Source organism: uncultured Acetatifactor sp., from assembly GCF_948601915.1.
Taxonomy (GTDB): domain Bacteria; phylum Bacillota; class Clostridia; order Lachnospirales; family Lachnospiraceae; genus Acetatifactor.
This window is the reverse complement of record NZ_CAPDXS010000038.1, coordinates 17,733-36,298: the sequence shown is the minus strand read 5'-3', so window position 1 is coordinate 36,298 and position 18,566 is coordinate 17,733. Positions and strand designations below refer to the sequence as shown.

The following is an 18,566-nucleotide window of genomic DNA, read 5'->3' as shown; positions in this document are numbered from 1 at the left end:
GGGAGCCGCAGGTCATGACGATCACAGTGGATGTCCAGGGCGGCGGTTCGGCCAGCAAGGGGACGATCCGGGCAAATATCGTGGACCTGGATGCAAACCCTCCTCCTGACCCCAATGCGGATGACAGGAATGACGGCTTTACCAGCGTGCCGGTTCCGGCAAAGGGGCAGGCCACTTCATCCAGCTGGGGGGTATGGCGTCCCTGGTGGAAAGCACACTGGGTATGGCACAGCGATTATAACGAACTTGGCGAGGATGAGGGGTACTGGTGCGACCACGGCTGGTGGGAGTTTGACTTTGACCGGTATTCCGCCAGCCTTTCCGCATCCATGGCCATCACGCCGGACGGGAAATCGCCCACGGCAGGCGGCAGGATATTGAAATCCGGGTACGGCATCCAGGAGAGGGTGGATACCCATGTCAGCACAAGCCAGCCCTCCGCAGTCACGGCGGCGCAGAATGCGGTCACTTATTTCCCGGAGTTTGGCTATGAGGGCTACTGGCGGCTCCTGGAGCGCATGGGAGGGGGATATGACATGGGGCATGAATTCAAGGAAAACCCCTACAGCACCTATCACCGCCGCACCCACTTCACGCCCATCTGGTACCCGGACGGGAGCTACACGGCGCACACATGGCTCATAGACTGCTGGACGCCTGCGGGGATGCTCTCCATGGACCTGACGGATTCCGTGACAGTGAGCGGGAACCTCTGGAGTGACTGGCATATCGCCCCGCAGAACCCGGACTGACCGGCGGGGCGGAAAGAAAATATCATCAGGGAAAGAGAAAAGGCTGCAGGCCTGTACCGTCTGCGGCTTTCCTTTTCCCCAAAAAGAAGGGAGATAACCTATGAAAATGAAGAAAATGGCTCTTTTACTGTGCGCGGCGGTCCTTGCCGCCGGCATCTGCTGTGTCCCTGCATACGCCGCATCCGGCGATGTGGCAGGGGCAATCGAGGGGACATGGACCACTGCCTCGGCGCAGATCAAGACGGTGGTGAACAACGTGGTGTTCCCCGCCATCGACCTGATCCTGGCTGTGTTTTTCTTTGCCAAGCTGGGGACGGCATATTTTGATTACCGCAAGCACGGGCAGTTCGAGTGGGCGGCGCCGGCCATCCTGTTCGCCTGCCTGGTGTTCACGCTGACCGCGCCGCTCTATATCTGGCAGATCCTTGGGATGTAGGAGGGATGGCATGACTTTTTTTGAACAGGAATTACAGAAGATCTTCGGGAAAGGCATGGGGCTTTCGGATATCAGGATCGTGGGGAATGCCTGCTACGGCAGGCTCTCCGGGGATATCCGCATGAAGGCATATTTTGACACGGGCAGGGTGGCGGACAATTATGGGATGCTGAAGATCACGATGCTCAACCGCCGGGAGGGTGTGATCGACAGCGTGTCGCTGCATTTTTCCGACCTGCTGGGGAAGAAAAAGGTGGCAAACCCCAACTTCCGTGACGGCATCTGCCCGCATATCTGGAAAGACGGCGGGAAAGCGGAATGGTATGTATACAAACCCACGGAGGCTGACTATAAGCGGTTTTCCGAAGCGGCTGCAGGGTACCTGGATGTGTTCCGGGAGCCGGCGCAGGAGCAGCAGATGGGGCAGAGGATGTGCTGACATGGCAGAAACGGCAGAAAAGAAAGAACGGATATCCATATCCGGGGAAGGAAGTGAGCGGAGGAAGTGTTCATATGGGACTTTATCGCCGACACCGTGCTTGGCCAGATCATTGACTGGATCTACGGCCAGATAGTAGGGTTTTTGGGCGATTTTTTTATGCAGATGGGAAACATGGGTGCAGACCTGTTTGAGATGGGCTGGGTGCAGTCCATCGTGCTGTTTTTCTCTTACCTGGCATGGGCGCTGTATGCCACCGGGCTGGTGGTGGCAGTGTTCGAGTGCGGGATCGAATGCCAGAGCGGGCGCGGCAGCGTCCGGGAGACGGGGCTGAACGCCATCAAGGGATTCCTGGCGGCGGGGATGTTCACCACCGTGCCGGTGGAGCTTTACAAGCTGTGCGTGTCCCTGCAGGGCAGCTTCACGGCAGGGATCACGGGGTTCGGTTCGGACTTCGGGGCGGTTGCCTTAAGCACGATAGAATCCTTAAAGGATGCGGGGACATGGCAGGATGCCGCGTCAGCGGGGGTGTTCGGGGGGATTGGGAGCATCACCAGCCCGATCCTGATGATATTCATCCTGATCCTCATGGGCTATGCCGTGATCAAGGTGTTTTTCGGCAACCTGAAAAGGGGCGGCATCCTGCTCATCCAGATCGCGGTGGGGAGCCTTTACATGTTCAGCGTCCCCAGGGGCTATATTGACGGCTTCACCGGCTGGTGCAAGCAGGTCATCGGGCTGTGCCTGACCACGTTCCTGCAGGCGGTCATCCTGGTGGCGGGGCTGATGGTGGTAAAGGACCATGCCCTGCTGGGGCTTGGGCTGATGCTGTCCGCGGGGGAGGTACCCCGTATCGCGGGGCAGTTCGGGCTGGATACCGGCACCAGGGCCAACGTGATGGGGGCGGTCTATGCGGCGCAGGGCGCAGTGAACCTGACAAAGACCATCGTGCAGGTAGTCAAGTAAAGGAGGCGGGACATGGCAGAAGGAAAGATCGTATATATCGCATCCCCTTATGCGGGGGATATAGAAAACAATATCAGGTTTGCAAAAGCAGCCTGCCGTCTGGCAATGGAAGAAGGAAGCACCCCGGTAGCGGCACACCTTTTGTATCCGCAGATGCTGGATGACAGTATCCCGGAACAGCGGGAGCTTGGGATCAGGATGGGGCTTAAGCTGCTGGAGGCATGCAGTGAGCTGTGGCTGTGCGGCAGCCGTGTCTCTGACGGGATGCAGGAGGAACTGAAGGCGGCATGGAGGCACCGTGTGCCGGTCCGCCGCATCCCCTGCGAGCGGGTGGCGGAATTCCTGCAGCCGGATATGGGAGGGCAGGCACAGCCCATGGAATATACAGGGGCATGCCTATGATGATGGGCAGCCTGTTTGACGGCATAGGGGGCTTTCCCCTGGCCGCCGTGCATAACGGGATCACCCCGGCATGGGCCAGCGAGATCGAGGCATTCCCCATGGAGGTCACAAAGATAAGGTTCCCCGGCATGCTCCATGTGGGGGACATCACAAAGCTGGACGGCGGCAGGCTGCCCCCCGTGGACGTCATCTGCGGGGGATCGCCCTGCCAGGACCTGTCCGTGGCGGGGAAGCGCCAGGGGCTTGCGGGGGAGCGCTCCGGGCTGTTCATGGAGCAGGTGCGCATAGTAAAGGAGATGAGGGAAGCCGATGGGAGAAGGGGTATACCAGATGACCTTGTCCGACCTCGATACCTCGTTTGGGAAAATGTCCCCGGAGCGTTCAGCTCCGCGGGCGGCGAGGACTTCCGGGCGGTCATCGAAGAAATCGTCAGAATTAAGGACTGTTCCTGTCATGTGCCTCGACCTGACGCCGGGCGCTGGGGACCTGCTGGGGCGGCCGTACTGGGAGATAAATTCAGCCTGGCTTGGAGAGTGCTGGACGCTCAATTCTGGGGAGTCGCCCAGAGACGCCGCCGCATCTTCCTTGTCGCAGATTTTGGAGGCCTCACCGCACATGAAATATTATTTAAGCAGGACAGCCTGCCAGGGAATCCTGCGGCGGGCGGGGGAGAGGGGCAAGGAGCTGCCGCCGCAGCTGAAGGAGGCGCTGATGGCGCAGGCGGGGCTGGACTGACAGATCTGCAGACAAAAGAAAAAAGGACAGAACCGAGGCTGTGCCTGAACGACCAGGGCGGGGAACGGATGGACGTCACGGAGGATGTGGCGGCGACCCTGCGGGCAGGCATGGGCAGCCACCAGCCCCTGGTGGCACAGCCGGGGGAGGGACCTGTGTGCCCGCCTGCCGTCAGCAGCTTCCATGTGAACCAGAGGGATGAGGTCATAGACCTGGGCGGGATCTCAGGCGCGCTCATGGCGACAAGGAACATGCAGATGCAGACATTTGTGGCGCAGCAGCCCGCTTTCGGCGTGGTCAGCAAGGGGAACGGGGACTGTTTCCTGACGCCGGAGAGCCATACGTCGCTTACAGGGGGCGGCGGCCAGGCGGGGCAGGGATACCCCTGTGTGCTGTGCTTAAACGACCAGGGCGGCAGCCAGATGCACCTGACAGAAGATAAGACAGGCACCCTGCGGGCGCAGGAGCACGGGCACCAGCCCCTTGTGTTTGATAACCACGGGCAGGATTCCCGTTTCAGGGGGCCGGTGGGAATCTCCCAGACAGTGTCCGCCGGTTTCGGGATGGGAGGCAACAACCAGCCCCTTGTGCTGGCCTCCCAGCAGGGGCATGCCGGGATCGGGGAGGCTCTGCGCCCTCCGGCTGTGTTTTCCCTGGACTCAAAGGAATCCAACAGCATGAAGTCATCCAACCCCTATTCAGGATGCCGGGAGACGGACACGGCCAGGACCATAGACACCACGAACCCGGACCCCAGCAAGAACCAGGGCGGCATCGCCATCCTGCAGGAAACATTCTGCATAGCGGGGAACATCATTGACCGGCAGCCCCAGAACGGCGGGAACGGTTTCGGGTACCAGCAGGACATTTCCTATACGCTGACGGCAATGGACCACCATGCGGTGTTCTCACCCCAGGACGGCGGGCAGGATGCCCCGGAGGGGCAGATAACGGCAGGAGAAAAAAAGGAGGATGGGGCAGGACCCTATCAGGAACTGGTGGGGGCGCTGTGCCGGGGGGATGAGAAAGGCATCGGCAACCAGTATGTCAGCCAGGACAAGTGCATCGTGGAGAAGCGGAACCTGATCCGGCGTCTGACGCCCCTGGAATGCGAGCGCCTGCAGGGATTCCCTGACGGCTGGACGGACATCCCCGGCGCATCGGACAGCGCCAGGTACAAAGCCCTTGGCAACAGCGTGGCGATCCCCTGTGTGGATTTCGTGCTGCGGGGGATCGCTTATTTCCTGCGGAAACGGGAGGGCAGGGGGCAGGCCCCGGAGGATGTATAACATTGGTGGTCCTGCATCTTTTTGCGGGAAATCCTTGTTGGGTATTGGTATAGCTTTCCCCATGCATTGCCTTTATACTTGGCTTGTAAGAAACGGAGAAAGGAGAAAATGGGCATGGAAAACCGTAAAAACTTATGCGCGATGATTCCGGAGAGCCTGCACACACAGGCCCGGACAGAGCAGGAGCAGATGCAGCTGACACTCAGCCAATATGTCGAGATGGTGCTGAAGGAACATTTTGAGAACGGAGGAAAGAATATGGCAAACGGGACAACAAGGACACTGGCATTCCAGGTATCGGAGGAACTTTTCGGGAGGATAAAGGATCACCTGAAGGTGACGGGCTTAAGCCAGAAGGAATTCGTGATCGGCCTGATCGAGCAGGCGCTGAAGGATGCGGAGGCAAAAGCGGCGCAGGAGGAAGGGGCACCAACAGATGCGCAGGGGGAGCAGCCTGCGTAGCAGGAGGAAATGCCGGGGAAAGGAACCCGGATACAGGGAAAAACCGCCAGGGCTTAAGGGCAGGGCGGTTTTTTCGTGGCAGGACTGTCTGCGCATGGCAGGCGGCCGCAGCCATGTACCCATGCATGGGGCAGGCATCTATCAGTTTTGGAAGGAGGCGGTCAGTTGTATATTTACCCTGACAATTTAAAAGCAAAGGCCACACTGTGGCTCTGGCAGCTTAAGGACATCGGGATCATCGGCGTGTGCGCGCTGTGCTCCATCCTGGCGCTGACACAGGCGGGCTTTTTCCCGCCTATTGTGTTCACGGCGGTTTATGCCTTTCTGACGATCCGCTTTGAGGACACCAGCATCCTGGACTTTATCAGGTACGCCTGTGCGTTCTTTTTCGTGCGCCAGCAATTCTTTGAATGGAGGTTTACTAAATGAGCAGAAAAGAAAAAAGGGAACAGAGGCAGAGGGCGTCCACCCGCCAGCTGATCGGGGCGGGGGAGATCACGGATTACAGCCTGGTGACCTACGGGCATGGGGAGCTGGTGTATTTCATCGTCAAGCCCTCCAACATCTCCGTCCTGTCACCCTCCAGCGTGGGGGCAAGGGTCTATGCGCTGATGACGGTGTTAAAAGGCGTGGCGGAGATCGAGATGCTGTGCTTAAACAGCCGGGAGAGCTTTGAGGACAACAAACGGTTCCTGCGCTCCCGCATGGAGGCGGAGGAAAACCCCGTGGTGCGCAGGCTCCTGGAAAAGGACCAGGCTCACCTTGACCGGATACAGGTGCAGATGGCGACCGCCCGTGAATTCCTGATCATGGTCCGCCTGCGGGAGGAAAAGGAGTCGGAGGTGTTCCCCTACCTGTCCCGCATCGAGAAATCCTTAAAAGAGCAGGGATTTTCCGTAAAGAGGGCGGACCGGGAGGACATCAAGCGCATCCTTGCGGTGTATTATGAGCAGAACGTGACCACGGAGAGGTTCGAGGACTTTGACGGGGAGCGCTGGATCATGCCGGAGGAATAGGCGGCGGGAACTGTTTTTCGTCCTATCTTTTCCAGGCATTTTGTGGTATGATATCCATGTGGCTGAAAGGAAGGTGGCAAGGTGGAGATACTGAGAAAAATAGACCTTTTCCAGAAAGAGATTAATGCGCTGCGCCCGTTGGAGGGCGAGATGCTGGGGCAGATAAAGGATTATTACCGCATAGGGCTGACATGGACATCCAATGCGCTGGAGGGGAACTCCCTGACGGAGAGTGAGACAAAGGTGCTTCTGGAGGACGGCCTGACGGTGGGAGGGAAGCCGCTCCGGGATGTGTTTGAGGCGGTGGACCATGCCAAAGCCTATGATTTTATGTTCTCGCTGTTTCAGACCCGCCGGATCGATGAATGGGCGGTGCTTAAGATGCATGAACTGTTCTACCAGAATATTGAGCCGGGGTATGCCGGCCGGTACCGGGATGTCCGGGTGCTGATCACAGGGTCGCAATATCCTGTTGCTGCTCCGGGGAAGGTACAGGATGAGATGGACCGGCTGTTTGGGTGGGTACAGAAGGAACGGGAGGGATACCATCCCGTGGAATTTGCGGCCCAGCTCCATAAGCGTTTTGTGTTCATCCACCCGTTCAAAGACGGGAACGGCAGGGTGGCAAGGCTCCTCATGAACCTTGCGCTGATCCAGGACGGGTACCTGCCCGCAATCGTCCCGCCCATCCTGCGGAGGGATTATGTGTCCCTGCTGGAGCGGGCGCACAGGGATGATGGGGAATTTATAGAATTTATCGCAGAGCGGGAGTTTGAATCCCAAAAGGAAATCCTGCGGCTGTTCCAGATCCCGTTCCCCAGTGAGGGGCAGGGAATGAATCCCTCCCAGACATTACAGTAAAATACAGACAGAAGAAAGAAAAACGGCAGGGCGCCGGATGCAGAAATGTGTCCGGTGTTTTTTTGTGGCAAAAACCCGTCATGCGGGCATCGTGCCTGCACGGATGCCCATTTGACGGGTGCAGGGACATGGAGCACGGAGTGCGGAATGTCCACTTGCGGTGAATCGGGCAGGGGAAGTTTTTCCCTGCCCGATTGCCTGTAAACCAGGCGGGACGGCAGGCTGCCGCCGCCATATCTGATCGGAGGTGCTTATTTGAAAAGAGAAGAAAATGTCCCTATGGGGACATCGGGGGATGTGCATATCCAGGAATTCCTGGATATGATCGCACCCTCCGTCATCAAGTTTGAGACGGACCATTTTATCTGCGGGAACACATTCCGCTGTGTGTGGGCGCTGCGGGAATACCCCACATCCACCGATGAGCAGGCGATCCTGTCCCACCTTGGGGAGAAGGACGGGGTGACCCTGCGCATCTACACCCGCCATGTGACGCCGGTGGAGGAACGCAAGATTATCAGCAATGCGGCGAACAAGAACCGCATGGACAGCAATACGAGCGACCTGCAGGCCACCGTGCTGGCGGAGAGCAACCTGCAGGATGTGGCGGCCATCGTGGCGCAGATGCACCGCAACAGGGAGCCGCTCCTGCACACGGCGGTCTACCTGGAACTGTGCGCCCATGACCTGGACCAGCTGAAGCTCCTGCAGACGGAGGTGCTGACGGAGCTGATCCGCTCCAAGCTGAACGTGGACCGGCTGATGCTCCGCCAGCAGCAGGGATTCCAGTGCGTGATGCCCACCGGTTTCAACCTGTTCCGGGACCAGTTTGAACGGGTGCTGCCCGCCAGCAGCGTGGCGAACCTTTACCCTTTCAATTATTCGGGAAAGACCGATCCCCAGGGCTTTTATATCGGCCGGGACAAGTTCGGCAGCAACGTGCTGGTGGATTTCAACCGCAGGGCAGATGACAAGACCAACGCCAACATCCTGATCCTGGGCAACAGCGGCCAGGGCAAGAGCTACCTGCTAAAGCTGCTTTTGACCAACCTGCGGGAATCGGGGATGCGCATATGCGCCCTGGACCCTGAGATGGAGTACGAGGATCTGACGGATAACCTGGGCGGGTGCTTTATCGACCTGATGGGCGGCCGGTATATCATAAACCCCCTGGAGCCGAAAACCTGGGATGACGCCGCAGGCCCGGAGGATATGGACGCGCCCCAGACCTTCCGCATCCGCTCCCGCCTGTCCCAGCACATCAGTTTCCTGAAGGATTTCTTCCGCAGCTACAAGGACTTCACGGACCGGGAGATCGATGTCATAGAGATCATGCTCCAGAAGCTGTATGCGGGATGGGGCATCACGGACCAGAGCGATTTTGACAGGCTGGCGCCGGAGGATTATCCCATCCTTTCCGACCTGTATGCCTTTATGGAGGCGGAGTACAAGGCGTTTGACACGGAGGCAAGGCAGCTCTATACGGCGGAGATGCTGCGGGGCATCCTGCTGGGGCTGCATTCCATGTGCGTGGGGGCGGAGAGCAAGTTCTTCAACGGCCATACCAACATCACGGATTCCAGTTTTATCACGTTCGGGGTGAAAGGGCTGCTGCAGGCCAGCCGGAGCCTCAAGGACGCCCTGCTGTTCAACGTGCTCTCCTTTATGAGCGATGAACTGCTGACCGTTGGCAATACGGCGGCCAGCCTGGATGAGTTCTACCTGTTCCTTTCCAACCTTACCGCCGTGGAGTACGTCCGCAATTTCATGAAACGTGTGCGCAAGAAGGACTCAGCGGTGATCATCGCCAGCCAGAACCTGGAGGACTTCAACCTGGACGGCGTCAGGGAATACACCAAGCCGCTGTTCTCCATCCCCACGCACCAGTTCCTGTTCAACGCGGGCAGCATTGATGCGAAATTCTATACCGACACCCTCCAGCTGGAGGAAAGCGAATACAGCCTGATCCGTTACCCCCAGAGGGGCGTGTGCCTGTATAAGTGCGGCAATGAGCGGTACAACCTGATGGTCAATGCGCCGGAGCATAAGGCGAGGCTGTTCGGAAAAGCCGGTGGAAGGTAAGTGTGAGAAGTATTTCTAAGCCTGCAAAGTACGCAGGCTAAGAAATTCTAAATCCCACACTGAAGAATCGCAAGGGAAGCGATTCTTCTCACTGATTGTTTCTGCAGGAAGGAGGGAACATGGTTGGAGCTTAAGGAACAGCGGTTCGGCATTGAGATCGAGATGACCGGGATCACGCGGGAGGAAGCCGCAAGGGTGACTGCCGCATACTTCGGGACGGAGAGCAGATATGTGGGGACGTCCTATGACACCTATGCGGCGCTGGACGGGCAGGGGCGGCAGTGGAAATTCATGAGCGATGGAAGTATTGATACAGAGCGGAAGGAAGGGAACCGGCGGGTGTGGGCAGACAGTGATTACAGTACCGAGATGGTCAGCCCCATCTGCCGCTACGAGGATATCATACCCATCCAGGAGATCATCCGTGAACTGAAAAGGCATGGGGCGGTCACCAACAAATCCTGCGGCATCCACGTGCATGTGGATGCCTCGCCCTTTGACGCCAGGACGCTGCGCAACATCACGAACATCATGGCATCAAAGGAGGATCTGATCTACAAAGCCCTGAAGATATCCGTTGCCCGCGAGAACCAGTACTGCCAGAAGGTGGAGGAACGGTTTCTGGAGGAACTGAACCAGAAGAAGCCGAAAACCTTAGACGGGGTGGAACGGATCTGGTATAACGGCAGCAGCCGCAGGAGCCGGCATTATGACGACAGCCGGTACCACTGCCTGAACCTCCATTCCGTGTTCCAGAAAGGGACAGTGGAATTCCGCCTGTTCAATGGAACGCTCCATGCGGGAAAGATCAAGGCGTATATCCAGTTCAGCCTTGCCATCAGCGCCCAGGCGCTGAACCAAGCATGCGCCAGCAGGAGGAAAACCCATACCACCAATGAGAAATATACATTCCGCACATGGCTGCTGCGCCTGGGGATGATAGGGGACGAATTCGCCACCGCAAGGCAGCACCTGCTGGCGGAGCTGCCGGGCTGCATCGCGTGGCGGGACCCGGCCCAGGCGGAGGCACAGAAGGAGCGGCTAAGGCAGAAAAGGGAAAAGGAGAGGGCGGAGCAGGAGGCCCAGGCGCCGGAAACGGGGACTCCTGCCACAACGCCAGAGGCGCCTGCCGCAGTATTGGAGTCCGGGCAGGAAACGGAAGGGGCGCCATCGATGGTGATGAGCATGTAGGAAATCCATAAAGGTGTGCCTGTGAAGAACCGTGCAGGCAGAGAGAAAGGAGCAGATCAGGATATGGGAAGGAAAAAGGAGAAGCTGTACCTGGCATACGGCAGCAACATGAACCAGACACAGATGGCGTTCCGATGCCCCACGGCAAAGGTGGTGGGGACCAGCGAACTGAAAGGGTATGAGCTGCTGTTTAAGGGCGGCCGCAGGGGCGCAGTCGCCACCGTGGAGCCGAAGGAGGGCAGCTCGGTGCCTGTGCTTCTGTGGAAGATACGGCAGGCGGATGAGGAAGCGCTGGACCGTTATGAAGGGTATCCCAGATTTTATGAAAAGCAGATGCTGCAGGTGGAGCTGGAGGGGAAGGAAGTGTCCGTGATGGGGTATGTGATGACGCCCGGCCATGAATTCGGCATCCCCTCGGACGGCTATGCGGATGTCATATGGGAGGGCTATGAGCAGTGCGGGCTGGACACAAAGCCCCTGGAGGACGCCATCAACAAAGCCTACGCCATGGCTTTCCAGCAGGAACAGGGGCTGGCCGAGCCGGGATGCCAGGGTCTGTACGGGAGCGGCGGGATGAAACCGATGGAATAGAAAGGGGGGATGCCCATGGCGGCACCGGCAGCTGTGCTGGCGGCCAAAGCAGTCCTGGCTGCGGCAGCAGACAAAAGAGGGCGGACAGCCATAGCCACCCTGGTGGCGGCAGTCCTGACGCCCTTTATTTTAATCGTGGTGATGATCCTGTGCGCGCTGTCCGGCACGGCGGGGCATAACAATGCCGCTGTGGATCTGGCGTTCAATGGCGGCTATCTGTCGTCAGGACTCCCGGCGGATTACCGGATGTATATCGAGAAGATGCGGGAGAGTTTCCGGGAACTGGATGCGGCCCTGGCCGAGATTAACGGGATGGCAGAGGATGGAGCGGTGGATGGTTACCGGGTCAAGGCTGTTTTCTATTCTCTGTTTTTCGGCGCGGATCAGCCCAGGATGAACGATGACGATTACAGGGGCTTTGCGGACTGTTTCGTGGCCTATGAGGAACGGGAGGATGAGGAAGGGGAAACGTACATGGCGGCGGTCCCCATCACGGATATGGGGACCGTGTACGGGAACCTGTCCTCCCTGCTTGGGCGGGATATCACAGATGAGAACAGGGCCAACGCCCAGCGCATTTATGTGCTGGCAAAATACGGGCAGGCAGGGCCGGGCAGCGGGCTGCCGCCCGGCGAGGCCATGGGGGACGGCAGCTTTGCGGCGTTGATCGCGGAAGGGGAAAAGTATCTGGGCTACCCTTATGTGTGGGGAGGATCGACGCCGGAGACGTCCTTTGACTGCTCCGGGTTCGTGTGCTGGGTATACACCCATTCCGGCGCCTACCCCCTGTCCCGCACCACGGCCACAGGGATCTATAACCAGTGCGCCATCGTGCCGCGGGAAGAAGCAAAACCCGGCGACCTGGTGTTCTTCAGCGGCACCTATGCCTGCAGCGGGCCGGTAAGCCATGTGGGGATCTATGTCGGCGGGGGAAGGATGCTGCACTGCGGTTCGCCTATTGGTTACACCAGCATTGAGACAGCGTACTGGAAAGGCCATTTTTTTGCGTTCGGTCGGCTTTTGGATTAGGAGGTGTTGAGTTGCAATTAAGTTTGATAATTTTGCAATAAAGATTGATAATTTACAACTTTGTTTGATAAAAACGGCTTCACAAAGAAATTGACAATTATGATTGATAAAACTCAAAGAAAATGACAATTTAAGTTGATACAAACGGAGATTTCGTGGAACTTAAAGTAGCACGGTTCTTATTATGCTTCTTTGCTTTTCTGCAACATGGCTGCGTGATATTAAGTTTTGGAGTAAATTATCAAACTTAATTGTAATTATGGAGCTTATTATTATCAAACTGTTTTGCAAAAAGACAGGAGGGAAGCATGAATCCGGTAGAAGTGAATTTTCAGTTTAAGCAATACTTTGAATTCCGTCCCGCAAAGGTGGAGAAGGTCATCCGCCTTGGGGAGAAGGAATTTGAGGAATTTTTACAGGACCCCATGGACAACCAGGAATTTATACAGGAGAACACCGGGCTGATGCACATGGATGAAAAGGGCGTGTGCCACTGCCTGCTGGTCACCGGGGAAGGCCGCAGGGATGGAGTGCTGGTGGAGGCGGAGGGGTACGGCTACGCAAGGTATGCCTCCCATGTGCCGGATGTGGCGGCCTTTTCCTACGATTCCCTGTCGGAGATGGGGTACAGGCTTTCTTTTTTGGTGGATCAGTTTGTCACAAAAGGAGCGGGAGCTGCCGCACTGGGAGCGTCATGGGAGATCAGCTTTGCGGAAATCCGTGAGCAGTCCGGCCTGGAACTTGGGGAAAATGAATTCCTGCGGGAGCTTATGGCAGACATGATCGCAGAGAGGCCGGAGGTGGCGTCAGTGTGCATCCTTGGGAACCATTTCCGTGTGCAGGCACAGCAGGAACTGCTCCGGGACAACACTTTTTTAGAAAACATGGGGCAGGCTCCAGAGCCGGGGAACGGGGGAAATGACGGCGGCCCCGGATACAGCGGAGGGCTGATGAATATGGGATTGGAGGTTTAAGGGAAGATGAAAAATGCTACTTTGACGATGACATTCAGCGCAGAACGGCTGGATGCCCTGACGTTCCACATGGGCAAAAAGGATGCAGACCTGCAGGCGGAGCTGGGGGAATTTCTCCAGAAACTCTATGAGAAATATGTGCCGCAGGCCACCAGGGAATACCTGGATGACAGGATCGCCCGCGAGGAAAACGCCAGGCCGCCCCGCCCGAACAGGTCCCGCCCGTCTGCGGGGCAGACGGAGGGCAGGGAATGATTTTTTCTCTGATGTTGGGCGGCAGGAGGAAGGAGAAAACAGGATATGCAGACAATGTTCAGACACAAACCGGAGTTTCATTTTAACAAATTTACCGTAGAGAAAACCGTCATAATCCCGGCCAGGAAACTGGAGGAAATGCTGCGCCACCCGATGCTGGACCACCAGGCCACCCGGGATAACGCAGGGGTCATGGGGGTGGACGGTGACGGCGTGTACCACTGCCTGCTGGTCATGGGGGAGGGCAGGACGGACGGGCTGCTGGTGCAGAGTGAGGGCAGCGGTTATGCCCGGTATGCCTCCTATGTGCCGGAGGCCACGGCCCTGCGCTACCCCACGCTCTCCCGGTTGAATCAGGAGCTGGCAGAGGTGGCGGACTTTATCATCGCAGAGGGTACCAGGCAGACGACCGGGGGAAACTGGACGGCCAGTTTTGACGAACTGGAGGATGAAACCGGCCTGTGCGTGGAGGAGAAACCGTTCCTGCAGGAAACCCTGGCGGATATGCTCTTAAGCCGCCCGGAAGTGGCTGATCTGACCATTGGGGAGGGGCAGTTTGATGTGGTGTACCATCTGGATTTCTGCCCTAACTGCCAGAAAGAGGATGCACCGGAGAATCTGCCGGACCGGATAAGCATGGAAGAAATGTGCGCCTACGGGTATAGCTGGGAGGGAATGCTCCCACTGGGCAGGGAGATGGCTCTGAAGCTGGCGGGGGAGGGGCTGGAGGTGTTTCTGCTGATGCCGGACGGAACGGAGTGCGTGGCGGAGGGCAGGGATGGAATCACAGCCCATGACGGATTATACGGCGTGGAGCGGCAGGCGTGGCAGGACTGGAGGGAAGCCCAGGGCAGGGTACAGACACAGGGCGCTGCCCCGTCCATGTAAGGCGGAGCGCGGCAAAGCCTCCTGTTACCCCCTGTGGCCGTCCGTGAGGCGATTTGTGCCCCCGTTTGGGAAAAGTGGATAAACTGACCGCCTGACGCCTTTTCTGCCCTGTTTGGGGCGATTTGGAGGAATCAGCACCAGATACCGCCGACAGGGAGTGCCGGGCAGCCGAAAAAAGAGGGCTGGACGGGGGAGAAATGCAAGGGTCGAAATGTGTGCAGGTTAAAGGGCGGGTGGCTTTTGCAAGCCCCCTCGCCCGGTTCACACCGCCCGGCAAAGCCGTGCGGGAAAGGAAGATGCCACCCACAGGTGAGGTTTTTTCGAAAATCAGGTGGCATGGCAAAAAGATTGGCAGGAAAAAAGGAAGATTGCGGGGTGGCTTGGGGAAAACAGGCGGGAAAAGGGAGGATGCTATGGGCGCAAATGAGGATAAGACCAAATTTTCCATCCGGGTGGATACGCAGCTTCTGGAGCTGGCTGATTCCTGCATCGGGAACGGGGCGGCCAGGAACCGCACGGAGCTGATCGGGGATGCGCTGCGGTTCTACCTGGGATACCTTATGGCGGGGAAGGCGGAGGATTACCTGCTCCAGTCCTTATCCTCCGCTGTGGCAGGAACCGTGCAGGACAGCGAGAACCGCCTGGCCCGGATGGACTTTAAGATCGCGGTGGAGCTGTCCAAGCTGTCCCAGGTCATCGCATATACCCATGACGTGGACGGGGAAGCGCTGCAGAAACTCCATGCAAAATGCGTGGAGGAAGTGAAGCGGATCAACGGCGCGGTGGAGTTTGAGGATGCGTACAGGTACCAGAGGCGGGAAACCTGACGGCGAAAAAATAACAGCCGGATCTGAATGCAAAGTAGGAGGGGAGCGCCATGCCAAAAATTATTTTTACCTCCCGCTACCTGCGGGATGCGCCTCCGGCACAGCTGGAGAACTACGTCCGCTACGTCAGCACCCGCGAGGGCGTGGAGAAAGTGGAGGGGAGCAGGCAGAACCTCCCCTCCACAGCACAGCAGAAAGACCTGATCCGTCAGATCGTCCGTGGCTTTCCATCCGCAAAGGAGATGCTGGAGTACACGGACTTTTTGCTGCGCCCCACCATGGGGAACGCATCGGAATTTATCTCCTGCGCCCTGGAGCAGAACGCGGACCTCATCGGCAGCCGGGAGAACTATGTGGACTACATCGCAAACCGCCCCAGGGTGGAACGCCTGGGGGAGCACGGCCTGTTTACGGACGCAGGGAAAGCAGTGGTGTTAAAACAGGTGCAGGAGGAAGCGGCCGCACACAAAGGCCCGGTCTGGACCCACGTCATCTCCCTGCGGCGGGAGGATGCCGCAAGGCTGGGCTATGACAGCGCCGCACAGTGGATGGCGCTGCTGCGCTCCAAGCGGGCCATGCTCTGCAAACACATGAAGATCGACAGCGCCAACCTGCGCTGGTATGCCGCATTCCACAACGAGGGGCACCATCCCCATGTACACCTGATGGTCTATTCCGCAAAAGACAATGACGGATACCTGACAGAAAGGTCCATCGAGGCCATGCGCTCGGAGCTGGCCCACGATATCTTCCGGCAGGACTTCGCTCATATCTATGAAAAGCAGAACCAGGCCCGCACAGACCTGAAAAAAGGCGCTGCGGATGCGGTGCGGGAGATGATGGATGCACTGCGCCGCAGCACGGTGGCGAGTGCGGAGATTGAAAAAATGATGGTGCGCCTGGCAGAACGTCTGCAGAACACGGGCGGGAAAAAAGTATACGGGTATCTTAAGCGGGATGTGAAGAACCTGGTAGACAGGATCGTGGATGAACTGGCGAAGGAGGAAAAGGTGGATGCGCTGTACCAGGCATGGGGAAAATGGCAGGATGAGATCCTGTCCACTTACCAAAACAGCGCTCCGCCCCTGCCGCCGCTTTCCACCCAGCCGCAGTTTAAAAGCCTGAAGAACATGGTGATCGCGGAGGCGGTCAGGCTGGGCAGCGGAAATTTTATTTTTGAGGATGTGGCAGTAGCGGACCAGGAGGAACCGGAGGGCGGGGAAAGGCTGTTCCTGGATGGTGCAGAGCTGTCGGATGGGGAAGGCGCCGCCGATCTGTTCCCGGAGGATGCTCCTGACTGGTTTCCGGAGAATGTCCCTGACTGGCCCATGGAGGATGCAGACAGAACGGAGGAATTTGGCGGCAGGGCAGAGGAAATAGGATCACCGGGGGATGCTGGCGGTAGCCCGGTCTTTTATGCGGAGTGGACAAAGGACTACAAACTGGCCAGGCAGTATCTCTACGGCTTAGGGAATACCGTGCAGGACTTTGCAAAGGCCCGCTCCCTGTTTTGGCAGGAGGCGGAGGCAGGGAACGCCCTGGCGATGCATGACCTGGGCAGGATGTGTGCGGACGGCCTTGGGCAGGATGCCGACCAGGATGCGGCGCAGGAATGGTATGCCAAAGCGCTGGAGGCTTTCCATGGGGCAGAAAAGAAAGCAAAGGAACGGAAACGCCCCTACCTGCAGTACCGCATCGGGAAAATGTATGCCGCCGGCCTTGGCACCGGGCAGGACTATGGGGCAGCGGCCCGGTGGCTGGCACAGGCGGCGGGGGCAGGGCATAAGTATGCGCAATATTCCCTTGCGGGGCTTTACCGCCGTGGGCAGGGCGTGGCGCAGGATGACGTGCAGGCGTTCCTCCTGTATGGACGCTCCGCAGAGAAGGGCAACCCCTATGCGGATCATGAACTGGCAAAAATGTACCGGGACGGCATAGGGACGCAGAAAGACGGTACGCAGGCGGGGGCGCATTTCCAGGATGCGTTTGACGGCTTCCTGCATCTGGAGGAAAAAAGCGGGGATGACAGGCTGCAGTACCGCCTGGGGCAGATGCTGCACACAGGGACGGGGACAGAAAAGGATGACGCTGCCGCCGCAGATTATTGGGAGCGGGCGGCAAAGCTGGGGAACGTCCACGCGCAGTATGCCCTGGGAAAGCTGTGGCTGGAAAATGGGAGCGGCAATACGGCGCAGGCTGTCCGCTGGATCACAAAGGCGGCGGAGGCGGGGAACGCCGCCGCCCAATATACCCTTGGAAAACTCTGCCTGTCTGGGGAGATTGTGGAGAAGGACGCTGCAAGGGCGGTGGAGCTGTTCACCTTATCGGCGGGACAGGGAAATGAGTATGCGTCATATCGGCTGGGGCGGATGTACCTCTCCGGGGAGGATATCCCCAGGGATGAGAGGGAGGCCGTCCGCTGGCTGACGCTTTCCGCAGAAAAGGGAAACCAATATGCACAATACACCCTTGGAAAACTATACCTGACCGGGGAGGATATCCCAAAGGACGTGGAAAAAGCCGTCTGCTGGCTGGAGCAGTCCGCAGGGCAGGGGAACCAATATGCGCAGTACGCATTGGGAAAGCTGTACCTGACCGGGGAGGATATCCCAAAGGACGTGGAAAAAGCCGTCTGCTGGCTGGAGCGGTCCTCAAATCAGGGAAACCAATACGCACAGTACGCCCTGGGGAAACTGTATCTCTGCGGGAAAGACATTCCCCGTGACAGGGAAAGAGCCGCCGTATACCTGCAGGCCGCCGCGGAACAGGGCAACATCTATGCGGCGTTCCTGCTGGAGCACATGGACTCATTCCGGGACCCCGACCTGTTCCTTGCGGCAACCCGCCTGATGCACCGGCTGGAAAAACTGTTCCGGGAGGATGTGCACAGGGCTGCTGGCGGCAGCCCGTTCCATATCGACCGGAAACGCCGCCGGAGGCTCTCGGAGAAGAAACAGGCCCAGGGCCACAAGAGGGACGACAGGGAGCCGGTGCAGCAGCAGATATGATTCCGTTGAACGGGAGGAATTTGGACGCCCGCCAGAGCGGGCAGGAAGGAGAGGGATGGCAGGATTTGTTTATTTTACGGACGAGCAGAAACAGCGGGCCAACGAGGTGGACTTGGAGGACTTCCTTTCCAGGCAGGGGGAGAAACTGTTGCGCTCCGGCAGGGAGAAAAGGCTGGCAAGCGACCACAGCATCACGGTGCGGGGCAACCGCTGGTACGACCATGCGGCAGGGACCGGGGGCTGTGCCATCGACTTTGTGCAGATGCATTACAACAGCACGTTCCCGGAGGCCGTCACCCTGCTCCTTGGCGGGGAGCAGGGGCAGGCATACCGCGCCAGCGAGCCGGAGGGTGAAAAAGCGCC

General features: G+C 58.3%; 19 protein-coding genes and 1 pseudogene (1 of these 20 only partly in view). All 20 read left to right on the top strand.

What is annotated here, in order from left to right:
- Nucleotides 1–752: pseudogene (locus Q2B33_RS08660) on the top strand (hypothetical protein); the annotation flags it as partial.
- A 100-nt stretch (nt 753–852) separates the two neighbouring features.
- Nucleotides 853–1,188, top strand: coding sequence for a DUF3852 domain-containing protein (locus tag Q2B33_RS08655; protein ID WP_300791936.1), 336 nt, complete (start codon nt 853–855; stop codon nt 1,186–1,188).
- 10 nt (nt 1,189–1,198) lie between these two features.
- Nucleotides 1,199–1,627 (top strand): hypothetical protein, encoded by a 429-nt coding sequence (locus Q2B33_RS08650; protein ID WP_300791938.1) that lies wholly within the window; start codon nt 1,199–1,201, stop codon nt 1,625–1,627.
- Between the two features lie 66 nt (nt 1,628–1,693).
- Nucleotides 1,694–2,593 carry a conjugal transfer protein TrbL family protein gene (locus Q2B33_RS08645; protein WP_300791940.1) on the top strand — a complete coding sequence of 300 codons (900 nt, stop codon included), beginning with the start codon at nt 1,694–1,696 and terminating at the stop codon, nt 2,591–2,593.
- A 12-nt stretch (nt 2,594–2,605) separates the two neighbouring features.
- A complete protein-coding gene (locus Q2B33_RS08640) occupies nt 2,606–2,995 on the top strand; it encodes a DUF4406 domain-containing protein (protein ID WP_300791942.1) in 390 nt (129 codons plus the stop codon).
- Between the two features lie 2 nt (nt 2,996–2,997).
- On the top strand, nt 2,998–5,019 hold the full coding sequence (locus Q2B33_RS08635) for a DNA cytosine methyltransferase (RefSeq protein WP_300791963.1): 2,022 nt from the start codon (nt 2,998–3,000) through the stop codon (nt 5,017–5,019).
- Nucleotides 5,020–5,133: 114 nt separating this feature from the next.
- A complete protein-coding gene (locus tag Q2B33_RS08630) occupies nt 5,134–5,481 on the top strand; it encodes a 4-oxalocrotonate tautomerase (RefSeq protein ID WP_300791944.1) in 348 nt (115 codons plus the stop codon).
- A 165-nt stretch (nt 5,482–5,646) separates the two neighbouring features.
- The gene (locus tag Q2B33_RS08625) at nt 5,647–5,910 is read left to right on the top strand and encodes a hypothetical protein (RefSeq protein WP_300791946.1); all 264 of its coding nucleotides are present in this window, start codon (nt 5,647–5,649) and stop codon (nt 5,908–5,910) included.
- Nucleotides 5,907–6,497 (top strand): hypothetical protein, encoded by a 591-nt coding sequence (locus Q2B33_RS08620; RefSeq protein WP_300791948.1) that lies wholly within the window; start codon nt 5,907–5,909, stop codon nt 6,495–6,497. The genes Q2B33_RS08625 and Q2B33_RS08620 overlap by 4 nt, the downstream gene beginning before the upstream one ends.
- 81 nt (nt 6,498–6,578) lie before the next feature.
- The gene (locus tag Q2B33_RS08615) at nt 6,579–7,358 is read left to right on the top strand and encodes a Fic family protein (RefSeq protein ID WP_300791950.1); all 780 of its coding nucleotides are present in this window, start codon (nt 6,579–6,581) and stop codon (nt 7,356–7,358) included.
- 279 nt (nt 7,359–7,637) lie between these two features.
- Nucleotides 7,638–9,440, top strand: coding sequence for a DUF87 domain-containing protein (locus Q2B33_RS08610; protein ID WP_300791965.1), 1,803 nt, complete (start codon nt 7,638–7,640; stop codon nt 9,438–9,440).
- Between the two features lie 123 nt (nt 9,441–9,563).
- Entirely contained in the window at nt 9,564–10,631 is a 1,068-nt protein-coding gene (locus tag Q2B33_RS08605) for an amidoligase family protein (RefSeq protein WP_300785390.1), read from the top strand.
- 63 nt (nt 10,632–10,694) lie between these two features.
- The gene (locus Q2B33_RS08600) at nt 10,695–11,222 is read left to right on the top strand and encodes a gamma-glutamylcyclotransferase family protein (protein WP_300785392.1); all 528 of its coding nucleotides are present in this window, start codon (nt 10,695–10,697) and stop codon (nt 11,220–11,222) included.
- 15 nt (nt 11,223–11,237) lie between these two features.
- Nucleotides 11,238–12,251 carry a C40 family peptidase gene (locus tag Q2B33_RS24515; RefSeq protein ID WP_300785394.1) on the top strand — a complete coding sequence of 338 codons (1,014 nt, stop codon included), beginning with the start codon at nt 11,238–11,240 and terminating at the stop codon, nt 12,249–12,251.
- A 308-nt stretch (nt 12,252–12,559) separates the two neighbouring features.
- Complete coding sequence (locus tag Q2B33_RS08590; RefSeq protein WP_300791952.1) at nt 12,560–13,225, top strand: DUF6329 domain-containing protein; 666 nt, start codon at nt 12,560–12,562, stop codon at nt 13,223–13,225.
- Between the two features lie 6 nt (nt 13,226–13,231).
- Entirely contained in the window at nt 13,232–13,480 is a 249-nt protein-coding gene (locus tag Q2B33_RS08585; protein ID WP_300791954.1) for a DUF6103 family protein, read from the top strand.
- A gap of 54 nt (nt 13,481–13,534) precedes the next feature.
- A complete protein-coding gene (locus Q2B33_RS08580) occupies nt 13,535–14,368 on the top strand; it encodes a DUF6329 domain-containing protein (protein ID WP_300791955.1) in 834 nt (277 codons plus the stop codon).
- A gap of 413 nt (nt 14,369–14,781) precedes the next feature.
- Nucleotides 14,782–15,195, top strand: coding sequence for a hypothetical protein (locus Q2B33_RS08575; protein WP_300791956.1), 414 nt, complete (start codon nt 14,782–14,784; stop codon nt 15,193–15,195).
- A gap of 50 nt (nt 15,196–15,245) precedes the next feature.
- Entirely contained in the window at nt 15,246–18,203 is a 2,958-nt protein-coding gene (mobP3, locus tag Q2B33_RS08570; protein WP_300822735.1) for a MobP3 family relaxase, read from the top strand.
- A gap of 55 nt (nt 18,204–18,258) precedes the next feature.
- A protein-coding gene (locus tag Q2B33_RS08565; RefSeq protein ID WP_300913954.1) for a DUF3991 and toprim domain-containing protein crosses the window boundary here: on the top strand, nt 18,259–18,566 show its start. 1,138 nt of this gene lie beyond the right edge of the window; the window shows 308 of its 1,446 coding nt (coding positions 1–308); the start codon lies at nt 18,259–18,261; the stop codon falls past the right edge of the window.

Bases quoted from the DNA above. Each gene is read 5' to 3' on its own strand.
- Q2B33_RS08655 (WP_300791936.1), top strand. From the start codon at position 853: ATGAAAATGAAGAAAATGGCTCTTTTACTGTGCGCGGCGGTCCTTGCC.
- Q2B33_RS08650 (WP_300791938.1), top strand. From the start codon at position 1,199: ATGACTTTTTTTGAACAGGAATTACAGAAGATCTTCGGGAAAGGCATG.
- Q2B33_RS08640 (WP_300791942.1), top strand. From the start codon at position 2,606: ATGGCAGAAGGAAAGATCGTATATATCGCATCCCCTTATGCGGGGGAT.
- Q2B33_RS08635 (WP_300791963.1), top strand. From the start codon at position 2,998: ATGGGCAGCCTGTTTGACGGCATAGGGGGCTTTCCCCTGGCCGCCGTG.
- Q2B33_RS08630 (WP_300791944.1), top strand. From the start codon at position 5,134: ATGGAAAACCGTAAAAACTTATGCGCGATGATTCCGGAGAGCCTGCAC.
- Q2B33_RS08620 (WP_300791948.1), top strand. From the start codon at position 5,907: ATGAGCAGAAAAGAAAAAAGGGAACAGAGGCAGAGGGCGTCCACCCGC.
- Q2B33_RS08610 (WP_300791965.1), top strand. From the start codon at position 7,638: ATGGGGACATCGGGGGATGTGCATATCCAGGAATTCCTGGATATGATC.
- Q2B33_RS08600 (WP_300785392.1), top strand. From the start codon at position 10,695: ATGGGAAGGAAAAAGGAGAAGCTGTACCTGGCATACGGCAGCAACATG.
- Q2B33_RS24515 (WP_300785394.1), top strand. From the start codon at position 11,238: ATGGCGGCACCGGCAGCTGTGCTGGCGGCCAAAGCAGTCCTGGCTGCG.
- Q2B33_RS08590 (WP_300791952.1), top strand. From the start codon at position 12,560: ATGAATCCGGTAGAAGTGAATTTTCAGTTTAAGCAATACTTTGAATTC.
- Q2B33_RS08585 (WP_300791954.1), top strand. From the start codon at position 13,232: ATGAAAAATGCTACTTTGACGATGACATTCAGCGCAGAACGGCTGGAT.
- Q2B33_RS08580 (WP_300791955.1), top strand. From the start codon at position 13,535: ATGTTCAGACACAAACCGGAGTTTCATTTTAACAAATTTACCGTAGAG.
- Q2B33_RS08575 (WP_300791956.1), top strand. From the start codon at position 14,782: ATGGGCGCAAATGAGGATAAGACCAAATTTTCCATCCGGGTGGATACG.
- mobP3 (WP_300822735.1), top strand. From the start codon at position 15,246: ATGCCAAAAATTATTTTTACCTCCCGCTACCTGCGGGATGCGCCTCCG.